Annotated in this window: 20 protein-coding genes; 19 read left to right on the top strand and 1 reads right to left on the bottom strand. The window is 40.4% G+C overall.

Features of this window, described 5'->3' with window-relative positions:
• Positions 1-86: 86 nt before the first annotated feature.
• Positions 87-2,207, top strand: a complete 2,121-nt coding sequence (locus tag CHU92_RS13115; RefSeq protein WP_094416297.1) for a Tex family protein — start codon at positions 87-89, stop codon at positions 2,205-2,207.
• A 94-nt stretch (positions 2,208-2,301) separates the two neighbouring features.
• Here CHU92_RS13115 and tatA read toward each other — a convergent pair whose 3' ends face one another.
• Positions 2,302-2,487: a twin-arginine translocase TatA/TatE family subunit gene (tatA, locus tag CHU92_RS13110; protein ID WP_094416311.1), complete on the bottom strand. Its 186-nt coding sequence runs from the start codon at positions 2,485-2,487 to the stop codon at positions 2,302-2,304.
• Positions 2,488-2,676: 189 nt separating this feature from the next.
• Between tatA and CHU92_RS13105 the strand changes: the two genes are divergently transcribed.
• The 18 genes from CHU92_RS13105 (at position 2,677) to CHU92_RS13020 (ending at position 19,918) form a co-directional block, all read left to right on the top strand.
• Positions 2,677-3,546, top strand: a complete 870-nt coding sequence (locus CHU92_RS13105) for a M23 family metallopeptidase (RefSeq protein WP_094416295.1) — start codon at positions 2,677-2,679, stop codon at positions 3,544-3,546.
• A 6-nt stretch (positions 3,547-3,552) separates the two neighbouring features.
• On the top strand, positions 3,553-5,055 hold the full coding sequence (locus tag CHU92_RS13100) for a GH3 auxin-responsive promoter family protein (RefSeq protein ID WP_094416293.1): 1,503 nt from the start codon (positions 3,553-3,555) through the stop codon (positions 5,053-5,055).
• A gap of 36 nt (positions 5,056-5,091) precedes the next feature.
• Positions 5,092-6,780, top strand: coding sequence for a DUF6909 family protein (locus CHU92_RS13095; protein ID WP_094416291.1), 1,689 nt, complete (start codon positions 5,092-5,094; stop codon positions 6,778-6,780).
• A gap of 1 nt (position 6,781) precedes the next feature.
• On the top strand, positions 6,782-7,735 hold the full coding sequence (locus tag CHU92_RS13090; protein WP_094416289.1) for a hypothetical protein: 954 nt from the start codon (positions 6,782-6,784) through the stop codon (positions 7,733-7,735).
• 12 nt (positions 7,736-7,747) lie between these two features.
• Complete coding sequence (rfbB, locus tag CHU92_RS13085) at positions 7,748-8,764, top strand: dTDP-glucose 4,6-dehydratase (protein WP_094416287.1); 1,017 nt, start codon at positions 7,748-7,750, stop codon at positions 8,762-8,764.
• The gene (rfbA, locus tag CHU92_RS13080) at positions 8,761-9,621 is read left to right on the top strand and encodes a glucose-1-phosphate thymidylyltransferase RfbA (protein WP_094416285.1); all 861 of its coding nucleotides are present in this window, start codon (positions 8,761-8,763) and stop codon (positions 9,619-9,621) included. The genes rfbB and rfbA overlap by 4 nt, the downstream gene beginning before the upstream one ends.
• 1 nt (position 9,622) lies before the next feature.
• Complete coding sequence (gene rfbC / locus CHU92_RS13075) at positions 9,623-10,174, top strand: dTDP-4-dehydrorhamnose 3,5-epimerase (protein ID WP_094416283.1); 552 nt, start codon at positions 9,623-9,625, stop codon at positions 10,172-10,174.
• A complete protein-coding gene (rfbD, locus tag CHU92_RS13070; protein ID WP_094416281.1) occupies positions 10,168-11,010 on the top strand; it encodes a dTDP-4-dehydrorhamnose reductase in 843 nt (280 codons plus the stop codon). Before rfbC ends, rfbD begins: the two co-directional genes overlap by 7 nt.
• Positions 11,003-11,368: an EamA family transporter gene (locus tag CHU92_RS13065; protein ID WP_094416279.1), complete on the top strand. Its 366-nt coding sequence runs from the start codon at positions 11,003-11,005 to the stop codon at positions 11,366-11,368. The genes rfbD and CHU92_RS13065 overlap by 8 nt, the downstream gene beginning before the upstream one ends.
• 4 nt (positions 11,369-11,372) lie before the next feature.
• On the top strand, positions 11,373-12,299 hold the full coding sequence (locus CHU92_RS13060; protein WP_094416277.1) for a glycosyltransferase family 2 protein: 927 nt from the start codon (positions 11,373-11,375) through the stop codon (positions 12,297-12,299).
• A gap of 1 nt (position 12,300) precedes the next feature.
• A complete protein-coding gene (locus CHU92_RS13055; RefSeq protein ID WP_094416275.1) occupies positions 12,301-12,972 on the top strand; it encodes a GNAT family N-acetyltransferase in 672 nt (223 codons plus the stop codon).
• Entirely contained in the window at positions 12,959-14,080 is a 1,122-nt protein-coding gene (gene rffA / locus CHU92_RS13050) for a dTDP-4-amino-4,6-dideoxygalactose transaminase (protein WP_094416273.1), read from the top strand. Before CHU92_RS13055 ends, rffA begins: the two co-directional genes overlap by 14 nt.
• Positions 14,080-14,919, top strand: a complete 840-nt coding sequence (locus tag CHU92_RS13045) for a class I SAM-dependent methyltransferase (RefSeq protein WP_094416271.1) — start codon at positions 14,080-14,082, stop codon at positions 14,917-14,919. Before rffA ends, CHU92_RS13045 begins: the two co-directional genes overlap by 1 nt.
• A 10-nt stretch (positions 14,920-14,929) precedes the next feature.
• The gene (locus tag CHU92_RS13040) at positions 14,930-16,780 is read left to right on the top strand and encodes a glycosyltransferase family 39 protein (RefSeq protein ID WP_094416269.1); all 1,851 of its coding nucleotides are present in this window, start codon (positions 14,930-14,932) and stop codon (positions 16,778-16,780) included.
• Between the two features lie 43 nt (positions 16,781-16,823).
• Positions 16,824-17,384 (top strand): hypothetical protein, encoded by a 561-nt coding sequence (locus CHU92_RS13035; RefSeq protein ID WP_094416267.1) that lies wholly within the window; start codon positions 16,824-16,826, stop codon positions 17,382-17,384.
• Between the two features lie 175 nt (positions 17,385-17,559).
• Positions 17,560-17,997: a hypothetical protein gene (locus CHU92_RS13030; protein ID WP_094416265.1), complete on the top strand. Its 438-nt coding sequence runs from the start codon at positions 17,560-17,562 to the stop codon at positions 17,995-17,997.
• A complete protein-coding gene (locus CHU92_RS13025; protein ID WP_094416263.1) occupies positions 17,997-19,247 on the top strand; it encodes an oligosaccharide flippase family protein in 1,251 nt (416 codons plus the stop codon). Before CHU92_RS13030 ends, CHU92_RS13025 begins: the two co-directional genes overlap by 1 nt.
• Positions 19,244-19,918: an acyltransferase gene (locus CHU92_RS13020; RefSeq protein ID WP_243389602.1), complete on the top strand. Its 675-nt coding sequence runs from the start codon at positions 19,244-19,246 to the stop codon at positions 19,916-19,918. The genes CHU92_RS13025 and CHU92_RS13020 overlap by 4 nt, the downstream gene beginning before the upstream one ends.
• The last annotated feature ends 2 nt before the right edge of the window (positions 19,919-19,920 follow it).

The raw sequence follows: 19,920 nt of genomic DNA, 5'->3' as shown, positions 1-19,920 counted from the left end.
TTTATTGATTTTTAATCAATTATATTTTTTGTCGTGTACTAAAAATTCATTAATTATTCCTAATCTTTGCATTTCAACAAATTTCCATGACCAACATACAATACATTTCCTCACACGTTACCGCGCCGGCCAAAAGCATTGAGGCAACCCTGCAGCTCCTGGCCGAAGACTGCACCATACCCTTTATAGCCCGCTACCGCAAGGACCGCACCGGCAACCTTGATGAGGTGGTGATAGAGCAGATAGCCAAGCTAAACCAGGCATTTGAGGCCGTGGTAAAACGAAAGGAAGCCATACTGAAAAGCATTGACGAGCAGGGTGCCCTCTCCCCTGACCTGGCCGAAAAGATAAACCGCAGCTTCGACCTTAACGAGTTGGAAGACCTGTACCTGCCCTATAAAAAACGCAAGAAGACCAAAGCCGACACCGCCCGCGAGAACGGGCTGGAGCCATTGGCCAAAATAATAATGGCACAAAATGCCGATGATGTTGATTTTATAGCTTCCAGATACCTGAATGATAAGGTGGCCAATGAAGATGAGGCTTTACAGGGCGCACGCGATATTATTGCCGAATGGATAAACGAGAACGTGTATATACGTAAAAGCCTGCGGAAAATTTTCGGCCGAAAAGCGGCCATTTCCACAAAACAAACCAAGAGCGCCGACACGGAAAAAGCCCGCAAATTTGAGCAGTACCTGGACTGGAGCGAGAACCTTGCCAAGGCGCCTTCTCACCGCCTGCTGGCTATGCTGCGTGCCGAGAACGAAGGCATCATAAAACTGAAAATAGAGATTGATAATGATGAGGCGCTTGACTTTATGGAGCAGAACGTCATAAAGAACAACCGCGATACGGCACAACACCTTACCCTTGCCATAGCCGACAGCTATAAGCGCCTGCTGGCTCCGGCTATAAGCAACGAGGTGCTACAGGAAGCCAAAGCCAAAGCCGATGCGGTTGCCATACAGGTTTTTGCGGCCAACCTTCAGCAACTGCTGCTGGCTCCGCCGCTGGGCGAAAAGCGTATTTTAGCTATTGACCCGGGTTTCCGTACAGGCTGTAAAGTAGTGTGCCTGGACGAGAAAGGGGATCTGCTGTACAACGAAACCATTTTTCCGCATGCGCCGCAGAATGAAACTGCCATTGCTATGAAAAAGATACGTTCTATGGTTAATGCCTATAAAATTGATGCTATTTCTATTGGCAACGGAACCGCCAGCCGCGAAACAGAGTTCTTTATCAAGAAGATAGCTTTTGATAAGCCGGTGCAGGTTTTTGTAGTGAGCGAGGCGGGGGCATCGGTATATTCTGCTTCAAAAATTGCAAGGGATGAGTTCCCCAGCTATGACGTTACGGTGCGTGGCGCGGTTTCTATAGGCCGCAGGCTGAGTGACCCGCTTGCCGAATTGGTAAAAATAGACCCGAAAGCCATAGGGGTAGGGCAGTACCAGCACGATGTGGACCAGTCGCTGCTTAAAGACGAGCTTGATACGGTGGTGATGCGCTGCGTGAACAGCGTAGGCGTAAACATCAACACGGCCAGTAAGTCGTTGTTAGGCTATGTGTCGGGCATAGGGGAGAAGCTGGCCGAAAACATTGTGGCCTACCGCAGCGAAAATGGCCCATTTGAAGACCGCAGGCAGCTGAAGAGAGTCGCCAGGCTGGGGGAGAAGGCCTACCAGCAGGCGGCGGCGTTCATCCGCATACCTAATGCTAAGAACCCGCTGGATAACAGCGCGGTACACCCAGAGGCATATCCTGTAATTGAAAAGATGGCAAAGGACCTGAAATTGAAAACCGCTGACCTTGTAGCCAACAAAGAAGCGATTGCCAAGATTGCCATTAAAGATTACATAACCGAAGATATTGGCGAACTGGGCCTTAAAGACATCTTGAAAGAACTGGAGAAGCCCGGGCTTGACCCGCGCAAGGCCGCTAAAGTTTTTGAGTTTGACCCGAATGTAAAAACCATTAAAGACCTGCGTACCGGAATGATCCTGCCGGGTATTGTAAACAACATTACCAACTTTGGCTGTTTTGTTGATGTGGGCATTAAGGAGAGCGGGCTGGTGCACATCTCCCAGCTAAAGGAAGGTTTTGTGAGCGATGTGAACGAGGTGGTGAAGCTGCACCAGCAAGTTACCGTAAAAGTTGTTGAGGTTGATGAGGAAAGGAAACGCGTAGCGCTGACGATGATTCTTTAGTTAATTCGTTGATGAGTAAATAGGTTTTATTAAGCCAACAAAAAACCCTGCAGGATTACCTGAAGGGTTTATAATTTCTTATCGAATAAATATATTAAAGTTTATTCTCTTCCTGTGCCTGTTTTTTTGAGGCAGCAGGCTGATCGTCTTTTGCGGCATTCTTAAATTCCTTTATACCTGATCCAAGCCCTTTCATCAGCTCCGGAATTTTCCTGCCTCCGAAAAGGAGCAAAATTACTGCGATTATCAGTATCCACTCAGTTAGGCCAAATTTTCCCATAACAAAAAGTTTAAATTCAAAAAACAAAGGTAACTATAAAATGTATCTCAACAACTATTTACGTCAAATATTTGTTTATAGTTTGCGTTAAATAAAATTAAATAATACAAATAAATCCGCCGCATGTTTTATGGGTCGATAATGCTTTAAAACTAAGGGTTTATTATATTTGTCAATTAAAGTAGTTATATGTCGGCAAAAAGGCTAAAAAGGCAGATACTGAAGAAAAAGCTTTTCACCAAGAACCGCCTGGTGATACTTAACGAAGAAACTTTTGAAGAGATATTTTCCCTCAAGCTCAACCTTATGAATGTTTTCGTATGGCTCACCACCGTAAGCATTGTAATGATTGCGCTTACCACCTACATTATTGCCTTTACACCGCTAAGGGAATACATACCGGGCTATGCTTCTACACAGCTAAAACGGGAAGCAACGCGTAATGCCATAAAATCAGATTCTTTACAGAAGATAATCAATGAGAACCAGGTGTACCTTGCATCAATAAAAAAGGTGCTTACCGGCGATATTGAACACACAAAGCTAAGCCGGGACTCCATAAAAGCGGCAGAGCAGCCTGATGATACAGGTGTTGACCTAAAGCCCACCGAGGCGGAGATGAAACTGCGTGAACAGGTAGCGCTTGAGGATAAATATAATGTTTTTGAGAAAGCGCAGCCTAAAGTAAACCTGGTGCTTTTTGCCCCGGTTAAAGGCCACATTACAGAGCAGTACAGCTCACGCAACAGGCATTTTGCTGTTGATATTGCCCTGGCTAAAGACACCCCAATAAAGGCAGTGGCCGGCGGGACAGTAATTTTTGCCGACTGGACCCCCACAAACGGCAATGTTGTTATAGTGAGGCATAATGATGGCATCATATCAGTTTATAAGCATGCGGCTTCACTAACCAAAGACCAGGGCGATATTGTAAAGTCAGGCGAAGTAATAGCGCTTGCCGGCTCCACAGGAACGCAGTCTACCGGCGTACACCTGCATTTTGAGCTGTGGAAGGACGGCTATCCTATTGACCCCACCCAATTTATTGATTTTGAATAAGCAGCTATGTCATTAAAATCATTTGCAGCAAAACTGTTTGCCCGAAAAATACACAACGATACGCAAAAATGGGCTAAAAAGCCTGCAGAGGTACAGCAGAAGGTATTCAATGATTTGATTGCTGCTGCCAGAAATACAAAGTTTGGGCGCGACCACGGCTTTGAGGCTATAAAGTCGCACGCGGATTATACCAAAAATGTACCCGTACGTGACTATGAAGCGCTAAAGCCTTATGTTGACCGTATAGTACAGGGAGAGGAAGATGTATTGTGGAAGGGTAAGCCTGTATATTTTGCCAAAACATCAGGAACAACTTCGGGCGCTAAATATATCCCGCTTACTAAAGAATCTATGCCTTACCATATACAGGCCGCCCGAAATGCCATACTGGCCTATATACATGAAACCGGCAATGCGGCGTTTGTGCACGGGAAGATGATATTCCTGCAGGGCAGCCCGGTACTTGAAGAAAAAAACGGAATAAATTTCGGCCGCCTTTCAGGCATCGTGGCGCATTACGTGCCTAAATACCTGCAGCGCAACCGTATGCCCAGCTGGGATACCAATACTATTGAAGACTGGGAAACGAAAGTAGATGCTATAGTTGAGGAGACCTATAACGAGAATATGTCGGTCATTTCAGGCATACCTTCGTGGGTACAGATGTATTTTGAAAAGCTGCAGCAGAAGGAAGGGAAGAAAGTAGGCGATATATTTAAGGGGTTCAGCCTTTTTATTTACGGAGGTGTAAATTATGAGCCTTACCGTGCCAAATTCGAAAGCCTGATAGGGCGGAAGGTGGACAGCATTGAGCTGTTTCCCGCCTCTGAAGGATTTTTTGCCTACCAGGATTCCCAAAAAGAAAAAGGCATGCTGCTGTTGCTCAATTCAGGCATTTTTTATGAATTTATAAAAGCAGAGGAGTTTTTTACCGAAAACCCGAAGCGCTATACCATAGGCGAAGTTGAGCTGGGTGTAAATTACGCGCTCATCATTTCCACTAATGCGGGCTTATGGGCCTATAATATAGGCGACACGGTACAATTCACTTCACTTAGTCCTTACAGGGTTATAGTAACGGGAAGGATAAAGCATTATATTTCGGCTTTTGGGGAACATGTAATAGGCAAAGAAGTAGAAACCGCCCTTAATGAAGCCATGGCCGGTACGGGTGCCAGCATAAATGAATTTACCGTAGCCCCGCAAATCAACCCACAGCACGGGCTGCCTTATCATGAGTGGTTTATTGAATTTGAAGAGGAACCCGGAGATATGGCTGCATTTGCCGGCAGGATAGACGATGCGATGCGCAAACAAAACGTGTACTATGACGACCTGATAACCGGAAATGTACTTCGCAAGGCAGTAATAACCCGGGTGGCAAAAGGCGGTTTCCGTGACTATATGAAATCAATAGGGAAGCTGGGAGGGCAGAACAAGGTGCCAAGGCTGGCTAATGACCGTACAATAGCGGATGTATTAACAGGTAAACATACTTTAAACAACTAAAAATAAAATCCTACATTTGCCACTAAATTACCATTAATGCAAGCAATAAAGAACATATCACGGTCAAGGGCTCAGGAATCATCAGCAGCTATAGAAAAGCTGTACATAACCATGAGGCACTTGTTCAACCGCGGGTTTTATAAGCCGATGGGTGTTTCAGGCGATACTTTGCGCGAAGCACTGCTGTCGCTGCGCCCTGAAATATACGGTTCCATAGCCGGGGAAAAAGTAGAGCTTAACGGGTTGCTGTATGTTATTGAACGTTTACCCACAGGCATTGAAGAGTGCCGTTTTATCAACCTCACGTCAGACGAAGGCTATTCCAAATCACATTTTAAAGCTATAGTGCCGCCGAAAAGAAAGCGTAACTGCTACCGTATTGATGAGGAACAGATGAACGTTGAGATTACGCGCGGGCGATCGGATATATATGATATTCTTACCCACCTGACCTTTATTTTTATTGAGTCGCATAAAATAAAAGACAGGGTCCTGATTGACGATAACGGCGAAATAGCGCGCGACTGGCTAAAGCTGGAACAGGCAATACAGCTAAACAAGAAGCTGACCCTTGTAGAAAGGGAAAAAACAATCTCTCATGTTTCTAACGTCCTCGGGCGTACATTTGCAGAGGTTATTGATATATATGATGCTTTCGGTACCCCTGAGTCGCCTGACAGGTTCCTGCATGTAATTTACTGGCTGGGCAAACTGGCTATAGAGGAAGCCACAGGTGGCCCTAAAAGGACTATTACCTTCAGCCCTATATTAAGGGAAAGGCTGGGGCATCACATCCATGGGGAAATATGGGCTAATAATATTAAGAATGTACTGAAGCAGAACGGCTTGTTAGAACGGCCTATCCACATCATAAGTGCCAACATGCACAGCGTTATGAACTCTATTTTCGCTACAGGAGTGCTAAGGACCAGGTATAAAGACAAGGATGATTTTTTTATTTATGAGGAATTGAGCAAGTCCGGTAATGGAGAGGTTAGGAAAAAGGTTGAGGAAGTTGCCCTTAAGTCAGGCATGATATCTATCCCTGACACATCGGGTACTAATATTGACGTGCAGATATTTGACACTGCCCAGATAGATTTTTCAAAAACAGCATTTCCCAAGGCACTTATCAAAGGTGATATGCCGGTAATAATAGTTATGGATTATGCTTTTGGTGAGCAGGCCTATGAAACCATTGATGAATTGCTGAAGCCTTATAAAGAAGGCAAGAGCAGGACATTCCTTAATGTTGAGTCTGTTTCCATAATGGGTAAGGCAGGCATACTCGAAGGAAACAAAGGCGATATTATGATACCTTCGGCCCATATTAATGAGGGTACGGGCGATAATTATCCCTTTGAAAATGAGCTGACGGCGGCAATGTTCGAAGGTCAGGGCATACCCGTATACAGCGGCCCTATGGTTACAGTGCTGGGTACATCACTGCAAAATAAGGACCTGCTGAAGTTTTTCAACGAATCTACCTGGGGCGTTATCGGCCTGGAAATGGAGGGCGCCTATTACCAGAAGGCTATACAGTCAGCGTCAAAAATCAGGAAGAGCATTAACCCGGATGTTAAGGTGCGCTATGCCTATTATGCTTCTGATAACCCGCTTGAAACCGGCAGTACACTGGCTTCCGGCGGCCTTGGCACCACAGGCGTTAAACCCACATATTTAATAACTATAAAAATTTTAGAGCAAATATTTAACATCACTTAATATGGCACAACAACCTAATAATGCCGATAAGGAGATAGACCTTTTGCAGGTAAAGGAAAAATTAAAAGGCAGTTTTTCAAAAATGTCTGACAACATCTTCAAAGCGCTATTTTTTATCAGACGTAATCTGGCAGTTATATTATTAATAATAGCCGCCGGTGCGGTAATCGGTTACTTTGTTGATAAAAAAGTTAAAATTTATAACCATCAGATAATCGTAATGCCAAATTTTGGAAGTGTTGATTATCTTTATTCGAAGGTGGAACTATTAAATTCCAAAATTAAAGAAAATGACACAGCCTTTATTAAAAGCTTGGGCATTAGTGAGCCAAAAAAGCTACTTTCAATAAAAATATCCCCTATCAACAGCGTTTATGATTTTGTACACCAGCGGGAAACCAATTTTGAATTGATTAAATTGATGGCTGAAGATGGAAGTATTTCAAAAGTTGTGGAAGATAATGTTACCAGCAAAAATTATCCTACCCACAGGGTGTTGATGTCTACAAAAGATAAAACCGACTATAAAAAACTTGTATCGCCAATAGTAACCTTTTTTAATGATAATGCTTATTATGACATTATCCAGAAAGAACAGTTAAAAAGCCTGGATGTAAAGCTCAGGGCAAATGACTCCATTATAAAGCAGATAGATGGTATTTTAAACAGCTTTTCTAGCGGGCGTGCGAATGTGGGAGGCAGCCTTGTTTATAATGAAAACACTGAGTTAAGTGAAATTATCAAACGAAAAGATGAACTGATCAGTGAAAAAGCAATACTTCAGATCTCCAGGATTAACTTCCAAAAAGTTGTTAAAGACACCAGCACCTCATTAAATGTGCTGGACAGGGATGGTGTTAGTGGTAAGGCAAAATTTGTGTTTCCCATTGCTTTCCTCCTGCTCTATTGCCTATTTGTATTATTCATCAAAGCTTTCAAACAACATTCTAATTAATATAGCCATAAAATGCAATCCATCTTAATTACCGGTGGAGCCGGTTTCATAGGGTCAAATTTCATTACCTGGTTCCTTGAAAATAACAGGGACGTAAAGCTCGTAAATCTTGATATGCTTACTTACGCTGGAGATTTATCCAACATAAAAGAATCAGAAAATCATCCCGGATATACCTTTATCCAGGGAGACATTTGCAACCTAGAGTTTGTAGAGCAGCTTTTTAAGCAATATAATTTTACAGGGGTTATCCACTTTGCGGCAGAGTCACACGTGGATAACTCCATAACCGGGCCGGAAGCCTTTGTAAGAACAAATGTACTGGGGACATTTAACCTGCTCGAAACTGCACGCAAGCACTGGATGGAAGCGCCACAGCAATACCGAAGCGGATATGAAAACTACAGGTTTCACCATATATCTACAGATGAGGTATATGGCACCCTGGGCGCCGAAGGCCTCTTTACCGAAGAAACCCCCTATGCGCCAAACAGCCCTTACAGCGCTTCAAAAGCCGCATCAGATATGCTGGTCAGAAGCTATTTCCATACCTATGGCATGAATGTGGTCACGACTAACTGCTCCAACAATTATGGGCCAAAACAACATCCGGAAAAGCTAATCCCTACCATTATAAGGAAAGCGGTTGCGGGTGAAAATATCCCGATTTATGGTAAAGGCGAAAACGTGCGCGACTGGCTTTACGTAATGGATCACTGTAAAGGAATAGACCTTGTATACAGGAACGGCAGGGCCGGCGAAACCTATAATATTGGCGGTCGCAATGAGAGGAATAATCTTTATATTGCCCACACGATATGCGAATTACTGGATAAGTTGAAGCCAAAAGGGCAGGGCAGCTACAAAGAGCAGATTACTTTTGTAAAAGACCGGCCCGGGCATGACCTGCGCTATGCTATAGATGCTACAAAAATAGAAACAGAACTCGGCTGGAAAGCAGAGGAAAACTTTGAAAGCGGTATCTTGAAAACAATTGAGTGGTACCTTCAAAAATTAAACAACCAATGAAAGGGATAATACTGGCAGGAGGTTCGGGGACAAGGCTCCACCCTTTGACACTGGCTGTAAGCAAGCAGCTTATGCCTATTTATGACAAACCCATGATATATTACCCTTTGTCAACCCTCATCTGGTCCGGCATCAGGGAAATCCTTATAATATCAACCCCGCACGACCTTCCCTTGTTCAGGCAACTCCTTGGCGACGGAAGCAGGCTGGGCTGCCGGTTTGAGTATGCGGTTCAGGAACACCCCAACGGCCTTGCAGAAGCATTCATAATAGGGAAAAATTTTATAGGGCAGGATAAAGTTGCCCTGATTTTGGGAGATAATATCTTTTATGGCACAGGCCTTTCTGGCCTACTGCAGGCTAATAACAATCCTGAAGGGGGAGTTATATATGCATATCATGTGCATGACCCCGAACGCTACGGCGTAGTGGACTTTGATGCCCAGGGAAATGTACTCTCCATTGAAGAAAAACCGGAGAAACCTAAATCAAATTATGCTGTTCCGGGCATTTATTTTTATGATAATGAAGTAGTGGAGATAGCAGCTCATATAAAGCCCAGCCACAGGGGCGAACTTGAAATAACCGATGTCAATAAAGAATACCTGAACAGGGGCAGGCTGAAGGTAAGTATACTGGACAGGGGGACAGCCTGGCTCGATACCGGCACTTTTAATTCGCTTATGCAGGCCAGCCAGTTTGTACAGGTAATTGAAGAGCGCCAGGGGCTTAAAATCGGTGCTATTGAAGAGGCTGCTTATAAAATGGGTTTTATTGGTAGCGGCCAGTTAAAACAACTGGCGGAACCCCTGCTGAAAAGCGGTTACGGAAAACACCTATTAAGTATTATTGACTAAAATGAAAGTTACCCCCACCCCTCTGGAAGGTTGTTTTGTTGTAGAGCCAAATGTGCTTTATGACGAGCGTGGTTATTTTATGGAGAGCTTTAATGAAAAGCGATTTGAAGAGAGAACAGGCGTAAATGTTCATTTTGTACAGGATAACCAGTCTCACTCGGCTAAAGGTGTCCTCAGGGGGCTGCATTACCAGACGGGTGAACATGCACAGGCGAAGCTGGTAAGGGTGCTCCAGGGAGAGGTACTTGACGTTGCCCTTGATATAAGGCCGGATTCGGCCACATTCGGGCAGTATTTTTCTGTGGTATTGTCTTCTGAAAACCAAAAGCAACTGTTTGTGCCGAGGGGTTTTGCCCATGGGTTTTTAGTGCTTAGCGAAACGGCTACATTTTTTTATAAATGTGATAATTTTTACAATAAAGAGTCGGAAGGAGGCATACTGTTTAATGATCCTGAAATAGCTATTGACTGGCAATTCCAGGGCGAACATCTTATAATATCGGACAAGGACAAAGTTTTGCCCCTCCTTAAAAATTCACGCCCCATATGGTAGTAGCAGTAACAGGAGCATCAGGGCAGTTAGGGCAGGCACTGCAGCATATTGCGGCCAGTCATCCAGATATTACCTTTTGTTTTGCCTCTTCCGCTGAAGCTGATATAACCGATAAAAAAAGCGTAAACAGATTTTTTACAAAACATAAGCCTGATGCGTGCATAAATGCGGCTGCCTATACAGCGGTAGACAAAGCTGAAAGTGAGCCTGAAAAAGCATTTGCAGTGAATGTAACCGGCGCGGCGAATGTAGCGGAAATTTGTAAACGGCATGATGTATTGCTGGTACACATATCTACCGATTTTGTGTTTGACGGAACCAAAACAGAACCTTATACCGAAGAAGACATCCCTAACCCCCAAAGCGTTTACGGAAAAACCAAACTTCAGGGCGAGCAGGAAATACAGGCCATATTGGAGCGGTATTACATCATCAGGACTTCATGGGTATATTCGCAATTTGGCCATAATTTTATGAAAACCATGCTGAGGCTTGCAGGGGAGAGGGACCGTATCAATGTAGTAAATGACCAAATTGGCACCCCTACCCATGCCGTTGACCTTGCAGAAGCTATTATTACTATATTGAAAAGCAATAAAAACCATTACGGCATTTATAATTTTAGTAATGAAGGCAGCTGCAGCTGGTATGATTTTGCAAAAAAAATATTTGAGGTAAATAAAATTACTATAGATTTACAGCCCATACCTACATCAGCTTATCCTACTCCGGCTAAGAGGCCAAAGTATAGCGTGCTGGATAAAAGTAATATTAGCAGTCGGTTTAATTTAATGATAAAAGATTGGGATAAAGGATTAGCTACAAAAGATGAATAGTTACTATTACATAGCAGGCACACTGGTCTTTACTGTTTATGGGCAGATAATCTTAAAATGGAGGCTTAATCAATTAGGGGCATTGCCCGCCGGTTTCCAGGACAAGGCAATGTTTTTATGCAAGGCGCTATTTGACCCTTATATAATATCCGGATTTATATCAGCGTTCACTGCGTCTGTATTCTGGATGGCAGCGATGACAACACTTGAAATCACACGGGCCTATCCTTTTATGAGCCTTGCGCCTGCACTGGTATTTGTAATTGGCGTATGCTTTTTGGGAGAGGCCTTTACAATAGGTAAGATAGCCGGTTTAATCTTGATACTATTAGGAATTATTGTAACGGTAAATTACTAACTTTATGCAAAACCTCCCGCACATATCTATTGTAAGCCCGGTATATAGGGCGGAGGATATAGTCCATGAACTTGTTAAGCAAATCCAGGACGCAATGCGGCTTCTGGATAAAAGCTATGAAATTATTTTAGTAGATGACCGCAGCCCGGATAACTCCTGGGAGGTAATGAAAGATTTAGCTGAAAAACATAAAGAACTTAAATGCCTGAGGCTCAGCAGAAATTTTGGACAGCATCCCGCAATTATGGCCGGCCTCTCACAAGTTAAAGGTGAATGGGTAATCGTGATGGATTGTGATCTGCAGGACCAGCCAAAGGAGATAATTAATTTATATCATAAAGCGAAAGAGGGCTATGAAGTAGTCTTAGCAAAACGTTCTGTAAGAAAGGATTCTTCATTAAAAAAAATTTCATCAAAAATATTTTCATGGATATATGCCTATTTAACAGATAGCGAGTATGACAATGAAGTGGCCAACTATGGGATATATAATATCAAAGTTATCGAGGCAGTATTGACAATAGGGGACCGCATAAAGTTTTTTCCCTTATTTGTAAAGTTTGTTGGATTTAAAACCACGTCAATAGAAGTAGAACATGCGGAACGATTTGCCGGCTCCACCAGCTATAATTTGTCAAAATTACTAAGCCTTGCCTTCAATACAATAATTTCTTTTTCAAACAAACCGTTAAAACTATTTGTAAAGTTTGGCATATTTATTTCAATTTTGTCATTCATCATAGGCATATACTACTTTTACCTGGCGATAGGCAACCGTGTAGAAGTGTCAGGGTTTAGTTCAATCATTATTTCTATATGGTTTTTGTCAGGCATTATTATTACCACAATAGGTGTAATAGGCATTTACATAGGTAAAATTTTTGAACAGGGGAAAGCCAGGCCTACATATATTATAGACGAAATGTTATAGCATGTTAAAGCATTTAGACTGGGATACAAAATTTTTTGGGCGCACTATAGGGGAGCTTGTTGCTCCGGAAAACTCTTATGAAGTTAGGGGTTATGATCTGATTTATGTAAAAACAGAAGCAGATTCAGTTGATATTAAAGGATTTACTAATAAGTACAAGGAAAAGAAGCTTGTTTTTTTTAAAAAGCTGCAAGCGAAGCATGAGGGAGTAAACAACATCAGGCCCATAATCAGTAAGGAGTATCTTCAGGAGCTATATCTGATAGCTTTTGAAAGCGGAAAGCATAGCAGGTTTAAAATGGATTCGAACCTGAATATTTTTTTTGAACCATTATACAGGGAATGGGTTGATAAATCTTTTTCACGGAGTATCGCAGATGATGTACTGGGATATTTTTCGGGCGACAAACTGGCAGGAATGGTTACATACCGTAGTAGTGCGGATGCTGCAACTATAGGATTAATAGGCGTTCTGCCACAATATCAGGGGCAGGGAATAGGGAAACAGCTTCTTGCGTATGTTGAAAATGAATTACTGCAAAAAAGAATTTACAAATTATACATACCTACACAGGAATCTAACTCGGCCGCATGTAATTTTTATATATGCCAGGGATATTCAGTTGCGGAGAAAATAAATATTATGCATTATTATAAAAATGATACCATTTAATAAACCTTATTTAACAGGTAAAGAAACATATTATATTGAAGACGCCGTAAGATCAGGCAAAATTTCAGGTAATGGAAAGTATACCCAAAAGTGCCAGAAATTTTTCGAAGATCTGTACGGGTTCAGCAAATGCCTCCTGACGACATCCTGCACTGACGCCCTGGAAATGGCCGCAATATTAATCAATATCAAAGAGGGTGACGAGGTAATAATGCCATCATATACTTTTGTTTCAACAGCCAATGCCTTTGTACTGCGAGGGGCCAAGATAGTGTTTGCTGACAGCAGGCCGGAACACCCCAATATCAATGAAGACACAATTGAACCGCTGATTACATCAAAGACCAAAGCAATTGTACCGGTACATTATGCCGGGGTAGCCTGTAATATGGATAAAATAATGGAACTTGCAGCCAAGTACAACTTATATGTAATAGAAGACGCAGCACAGGCCATCGACAGTTTTTATACCGGCAGGGATGGTGTAAAACGCGCCTTAGGCTCCATTGGCCACCTTGCTGCCTTTTCTTTCCATGAAACGAAAAACATTATTTCCGGTGAAGGCGGGATGCTGGCAATAAACGACCGGCAGTTTATAGACCGGGCTGAAATTATCTGGGAAAAGGGTACTAACAGATCAGCTTTTTTTAGGGGCGAAGTAAATAAATATGGCTGGGTAGACGTAGGGAGCTCGTTCCTCCCATCAGAAATCATTGCGGCATTTTTATGGGCGCAGTTAGAAAATATAGAAGATATACAGTCACGCCGAAAGCAATTGTGGGACACGTACTTCACGTCCCTTGCGGGGTGGGCTGCCGAAAATGGATTGGCATTACCAGTTATTCCGGAGTACGCTACTAATAATGCACATATGTTTTACCTGATTTGCAGCAGTCTCGGGCAACGCTCCCGCCTGATAACAAAATTAAAGGAAGCCGATATACTGGCAGTATTCCATTATATAAGCCTGCATAAAAGTGATTTTTATAATAACTCTCATGACGGGCGGGAATTACCATATACAGAGAAGTTTACAGATTGCCTCCTGAGGCTTCCCATGTACTATGAGATACATATAGACAGGGTTATAAAACAAATAATGCGATAATGAAAATAGAAGACTATACAGAAACGTTGCTGTTTAAAGATGGTATTTATTATGCAGCAAATACCTCTGCTATTTCCTATCCGGAAAATGCCAACCAGGACCTTTTTGAAATAGAAGAAAACAGCTTTTGGTTCAAACAAAGGAATAAATGTATAGTACAGGCCTTTAGAAATTTTGCATCAGGCAAAACTATATTCGATGTTGGAGGGGGTAATGGCTATGTCTCTAAAGGGCTTGAAGACGCAGGATTTAATTGTGTACTTGTAGAGCCAGGCCCCCAAGGCTGCCAAAATGCTAAAAAAAGAGGGCTCAAAACAATAGTATGTGCCACACTACAGGACGCAGGGTTCAAAAAGAATACTATAGACACTATAGGTGTTTTTGATGTAGTTGAGCATATAGAAGATGACAACCACTTTTTGCAAAGCATAAATGAATACCTGGTGCCTGGTGGCGAAGTATTTATTACGGTCCCGGCTTATAATGCAATATGGTCTGATGATGATGTAGCTGCGGGCCATTACAGGAGGTACACGATTAAAGATATGGAAAAGAAACTTAAGGCAAACGGCTTTACAATGGTATATTCGAGCTATTTCTTTGCCATGTTACCCTTTCCTATTTTTCTTTTCAGGAGCCTCCCAAGCTTGTTAGGAATAAAAAAAGGCCAGGGAGAACTGAAAAACAAATATAAAAAGGAGCATACTATAAGAACGGGATTGTTTACTAAAATGGCAGATTTTTTCTTTTCAAAAGAGTTGACCATGATTTCTGAAAAGAAGAGGATACCTTTTGGGAGCAGCTGCCTTATTGTTGCCCAGAAAAGACCTTTAAAATAAACATATCAGAATGAAGCTAAGCATTAATTTCTATTCCCGACGGATTAATATAGACATAATCCTGTTGTCAATATTACTTGTGGCTGCAATTTTAAGAATTTATCATATTGGATTTCAAGATATATGGGTTGATGAACTGCATACTATGGTACAATCGGATCCCGGCCTTTCCTGGAATGATTTTGATAATATAATCCGCTTTAGGGAAGGTATTCCTCATCTTTACTTTATTTTGGTTCGATTTTTTTCGTACACTTTCGGCTATAATATAATATCTGCACGTCTTGTTTCAGTTTTAGGTGGGCTTGTAGGTATTTATTACATGTATAAGATAGGTAAAGAACTTAAAGGAAGGCGTTTGGGACTCATTGCCGCCTTATTACTTACCTTATCTCTTTTCCATATCCAATACTCTCAGGAAGCCCGGTCATATGCACTACTTGCTACATTTGTTATTATCACCAATTTATATTTAATAAAATTCATTAAAGAAACCACTCTTAAAAATGCGCTGCTTATGGGGCTTTTTGCCGGATTAATCACTAATATGCAGCCCATAGGCCTTGTTAATGTAGCAGCAGTATATTTAACAATTCTTATTTTTATAGTAATTTCAAAACAAAAAGCATTAAAACTGAAATTATTCCGCTTATCGTTAATTGCAGGTATTTTAACATTAATATTGTTTACCCCTACAATAAGCATTATTTTAAAGGTTTCAGGTTTACAGTCATTTTGGATACCAAAGCCCAATCTGGGATATTTATATCAAGTATATTTAGAACTTTTAGGCAAAAGCAGTGTTATTGGAATAATATTTTTTATTGCGCTTATATTTTTCCTGGCTATGGCATCAGTATTAATTGTAAAAAAGCAGGAGCCGAAAAAGCAAGAATTTTCATTAATGCTTATCGCATTATTAGTAACATCCATATGGTTGCTTTTCTATGTATCGACAATGGTAATAAAGTCATATCTAGGTGTTTCGATTATTCTTCACCGTTATTTTATTACTATGGTGCCAGCTATGATGTTAATCATTGCCTTGTCTATTGAAATAATTAGTAATATAAAAGTTAGGAACACACTTGTAGTTTTGATTTCATTAATTTTTGTTTACGTGATTTTTGAAGATCAGTATTATACAAAAAAAACAAAATCAGAGTTTAGCGCGGTAGCAGCTCATATACATAAACAAAAAACTGAAACAACACGTGTTGTTTCAGTTTGGGCTTTCATATTGCAATATTATTATAATAAGGAAAATAATATGACAACATATGAGAGTACGCTCGATGATTATATGACCGCGATTAGGACAGGTAAACAAAACCCGGTTTCTTTTTGGTATGTTGACGGAAACTCAAGGCCATTTACCATGACTCCAGAAAATTTAAAATTTGCACAAGAAAATTTCGTTCTAAGAAATCGTATTTCTGCATTTGACGCATGGGGCATAGAGTTTAAAAGCAGGCATAATGAATCTGGTTTTTTGGATTTGCATAAATTTAACCCCTCAATGTTTGATGGCTCTGGGTCAATGATATTCGTTCAGAATTTAAAATCGGTTTATCCCCCAACAGTATTTAAGCCTGGAGAATACATTATTTTATTTAATGGATTAAGTCTTCCTGAAAAGCCTCTTAATGGTGAAAATGCTCATTTTAACATATACATAAATAATAAGATGGCCGGCGATTTTAATCTTAGTAACCAACCTGGTACGGCTCCTTCCACCGTAAAGTTTACGCATAAAGGAGGCAGGCTAAATCTTCAGGTTGAGTATGATAATGATGAGGTTGTGGGTACACAGGATCGTAATGCTATAATTAATTCTATAACAATAAAAAAAATAAATTAACAGTCAGCAAAAATTTATATTTTTGCTACAAAATTAAATTCGAATGAAAAAAATAGTATTATTAGCACTTACGGCAATAGGCTTTTTATCAATTTCATGTAAAGAAGAAAAAAAAGACGAAAATACTGAGAATAAAAAAGCTCCGGTTAAAGAGAACTTTTATGTTGAAATAACAGCCCAGGCAGCAAAAAAAGATGATTTTGCAGTTTATTATACCGAAGACGGTACTATTGAATTTAAGCCAGAAAAAGCATTGTGGAGGGGTATAGCCGCAAATAAGGAAGAAACTATGGTAATTGATTTTCCGGCAGATATTATTCCAACTCACATAAGGCTTGATTTAGGGTTAAATAAAGAACAGGATTCTGTAACTATTTCAAAAATTAAAATTGGTTATCTGGATAATGCAATAGAAATCAAAGGTTCTCAATTCTTTGACTATTTTGTAATTGACAACCAGTTTAAAACAACTGTAGATCCCTCTAAAGCAACTATCACATTTATAAAGAATGGTACGGAATATAAAACCCCTTATTACTATCCAAGGCAGGAACTTGTAAATAAGATAAAACAAATAACAGCAGGGCTAAAAGCCACAAATTAATCGCTACACAATAAATAAAAAAACTACAGTCAAATTTCTGCCTGTAGTTTTTTTATTTTATAACTTATTGACAATTATGAGATACTATCCTGTTGTAATATTGCTGTTTATTCTCAATGCGTGTACCACTCCCCGGGAAAAAGCGGAAGGATTTAGAATAAACGTAGATGTCGTAATGAAAAAAAACGATTCTATACAGGTGTTTTACACTACTGATGGCTCCATAAATTTCAACGAAATTCAGGCATTCTGGGTAAAAGTAAAAGGTAGTAATAAAAACCAGACCGTAGCACTCGAGTTTCCCAAAGATACAGTCCCAACCCAGCTCAGAATTGATTTAGGGCGAAATCGTGACCAGGATGATATTGTATTAAATCAGGTTAAGTTTTTCTACAAAGAAAAAGCATTAGAAATCAAAGGCAGGGATATATATAATTATTTTTGGCTCAATGATAGCTATGCTACCCTGGACAGGAAAACAGGATTGCTAAGAAAAAAGGTAAAAGGCCAGTTAAACGGGCCTATGTTATATCCTAATGCCGATAATCTAAAACATTGCCTTATAGAACTTACCTCAATAAATAGCAATCATCTGCCTTCCAAAAGAAATTAATGATCAACGTTAAACAAATACTATTAAACGGGCAAGTAACAAAACTCATGACATATGGTTTCGGCCAGATGTTTAATTTGGTTACACCTTTAATCATTATACCTTACATAGTTGGCATTTGTGGTGAAGAAAATTTTGGTAAAGTAGGCGTTGGTCTGGCTGTTTCCTTCTTCTTAATTGTATTTGTTGATTATGGTGCCGACCTTGTTGGCGTGAGAGAAGCTTCATTAAACAGGAATAATCATAAAGCGCTTGAGCAACTGTTGCTCACCAGTTATTATGCAAGAGCTTTTATCTTTATCCTTATAGTCATAGCTGCATCAGTGCTTTTTTTTATGGTGCCATTATTTGTAAGGGAGCAGGATATGTTTTTTTTAAGCCTGTCTATCCTGGCGGGGCAGTTTTTAAGCCCCGTTTGGTTTCTCCAGGGCGTTGAAAATGTAAAATGGATCACTTACGGAAATATTTTATCTAAGGCTATATACCTTATCGGCGTATATATAGTTGTAAAATCACCCCAAGACTATATTTATGTCAACCTGCTTTGGGGTATGGGAATGATTTTTTCTAATGCCTTATTCCTGGTATTAATATTCAAAAGGCATAATTTTAAATTGTTACGCGTTCCTTTCCCAGAAATTTTTAATTTTTTGAAACGCGACTTTACAATGTTCACATCGCAAATTTTTGTGGCCCTACAGCTAAATTTACCCATTATAATCATAAGTTTGCTAGGCGGCAACCTTATGGCAGGGCAATACAAAATTATTGAGCAGGTTATAGTAGTTTTTAAAACCTATATATTTTTATTTTTTAATTATGTATTTCCAAAGATATGCTATTCGGCAGAACAGGGTTTGAACAAAGCCATAAAGGGCTGGATGTTGTATAATGGCCTCAACTTTATTTTTATATTAGCCGGGATGGCTGTGTTATACTATTTTTCCTATGATGTCGTTGCTTATTTTAATACCACCAACAGGTATATTTTAAGCAGGCTTTTACAAATAGCTGTTCTTATACCGCTATTAATGGCTGTTTCAATACCGTTAAAGCAACTGGTTCTTGCTTTTAACCATAAACAATTTTATATTATTGTTACTACTGTTACAGTCATACTCTGTATGTTGTCAATATATATATTATTACCTGTTTATGAGGTTTATGGAGCTTTTTATTCTTTAATAGCAACAGAACTATTAATAATATTTCTTTACCTTTATCGCCTTAAATTTTACAACAGGCAATGATCCGGAAGTTTATACAAAGCTATCTTGAAAAATCGGGAAAGAGATATGAGATAGATAGCAGGATACCTGAATCACTATTGCTGCGCACATTTTATATTCGCCTTATTATGATGGTCCGGGGCATCCTTTACCTTCGCAAAAAGGTTTTTTTAGGCACAAGCGTTACCGTTCTTAACAAAAGGAATATTGTTTTTGGTAAAAATGTAACTATAAATTCTTATACTGAAATAGATGCCTATGCCTCAGAGAAAATTGTCTTTGGAGATAATGTAAAAATAGGGTCTTACTCAAAACTTCTATCCACAAGCCACTTAGCAAAATATGGCAAAGGCATGGTAATCGGCCCGAATTCAGCTTTTGGCGATTTTACACATTTTGGAGCGCCGGGCGGCATCACAATAGGGCGGGATGTCATAGGAGGGTCTTATATATCTTTTCATTCAGAAAATCATAATTTTTCGGACCCCGGCATACTTATAAGAGAACAGGGCGTCAACTCCAAAGGGATACAGGTAGGCAATAATATCTGGATAGGTGCAAAAGTTACTTTTCTTGACGGCGCTACAGTAGGAGATAATTGTGTAATTGCCGCAGGAGCGGTAGTAAGGGGTGAATTTCCTGATAATTGTATAATCGGAGGCGTGCCCGCTAAAATTATTAAAACCATATAATT

This window comes from Flavobacterium cyanobacteriorum, from assembly GCF_002251835.1.
GTDB lineage: Bacteria > Bacteroidota > Bacteroidia > Flavobacteriales > Flavobacteriaceae > Flavobacterium > Flavobacterium cyanobacteriorum.
The sequence above is the reverse complement of the archived record's forward strand: the minus strand, read 5'-3'. Positions and strand labels throughout refer to the sequence as shown.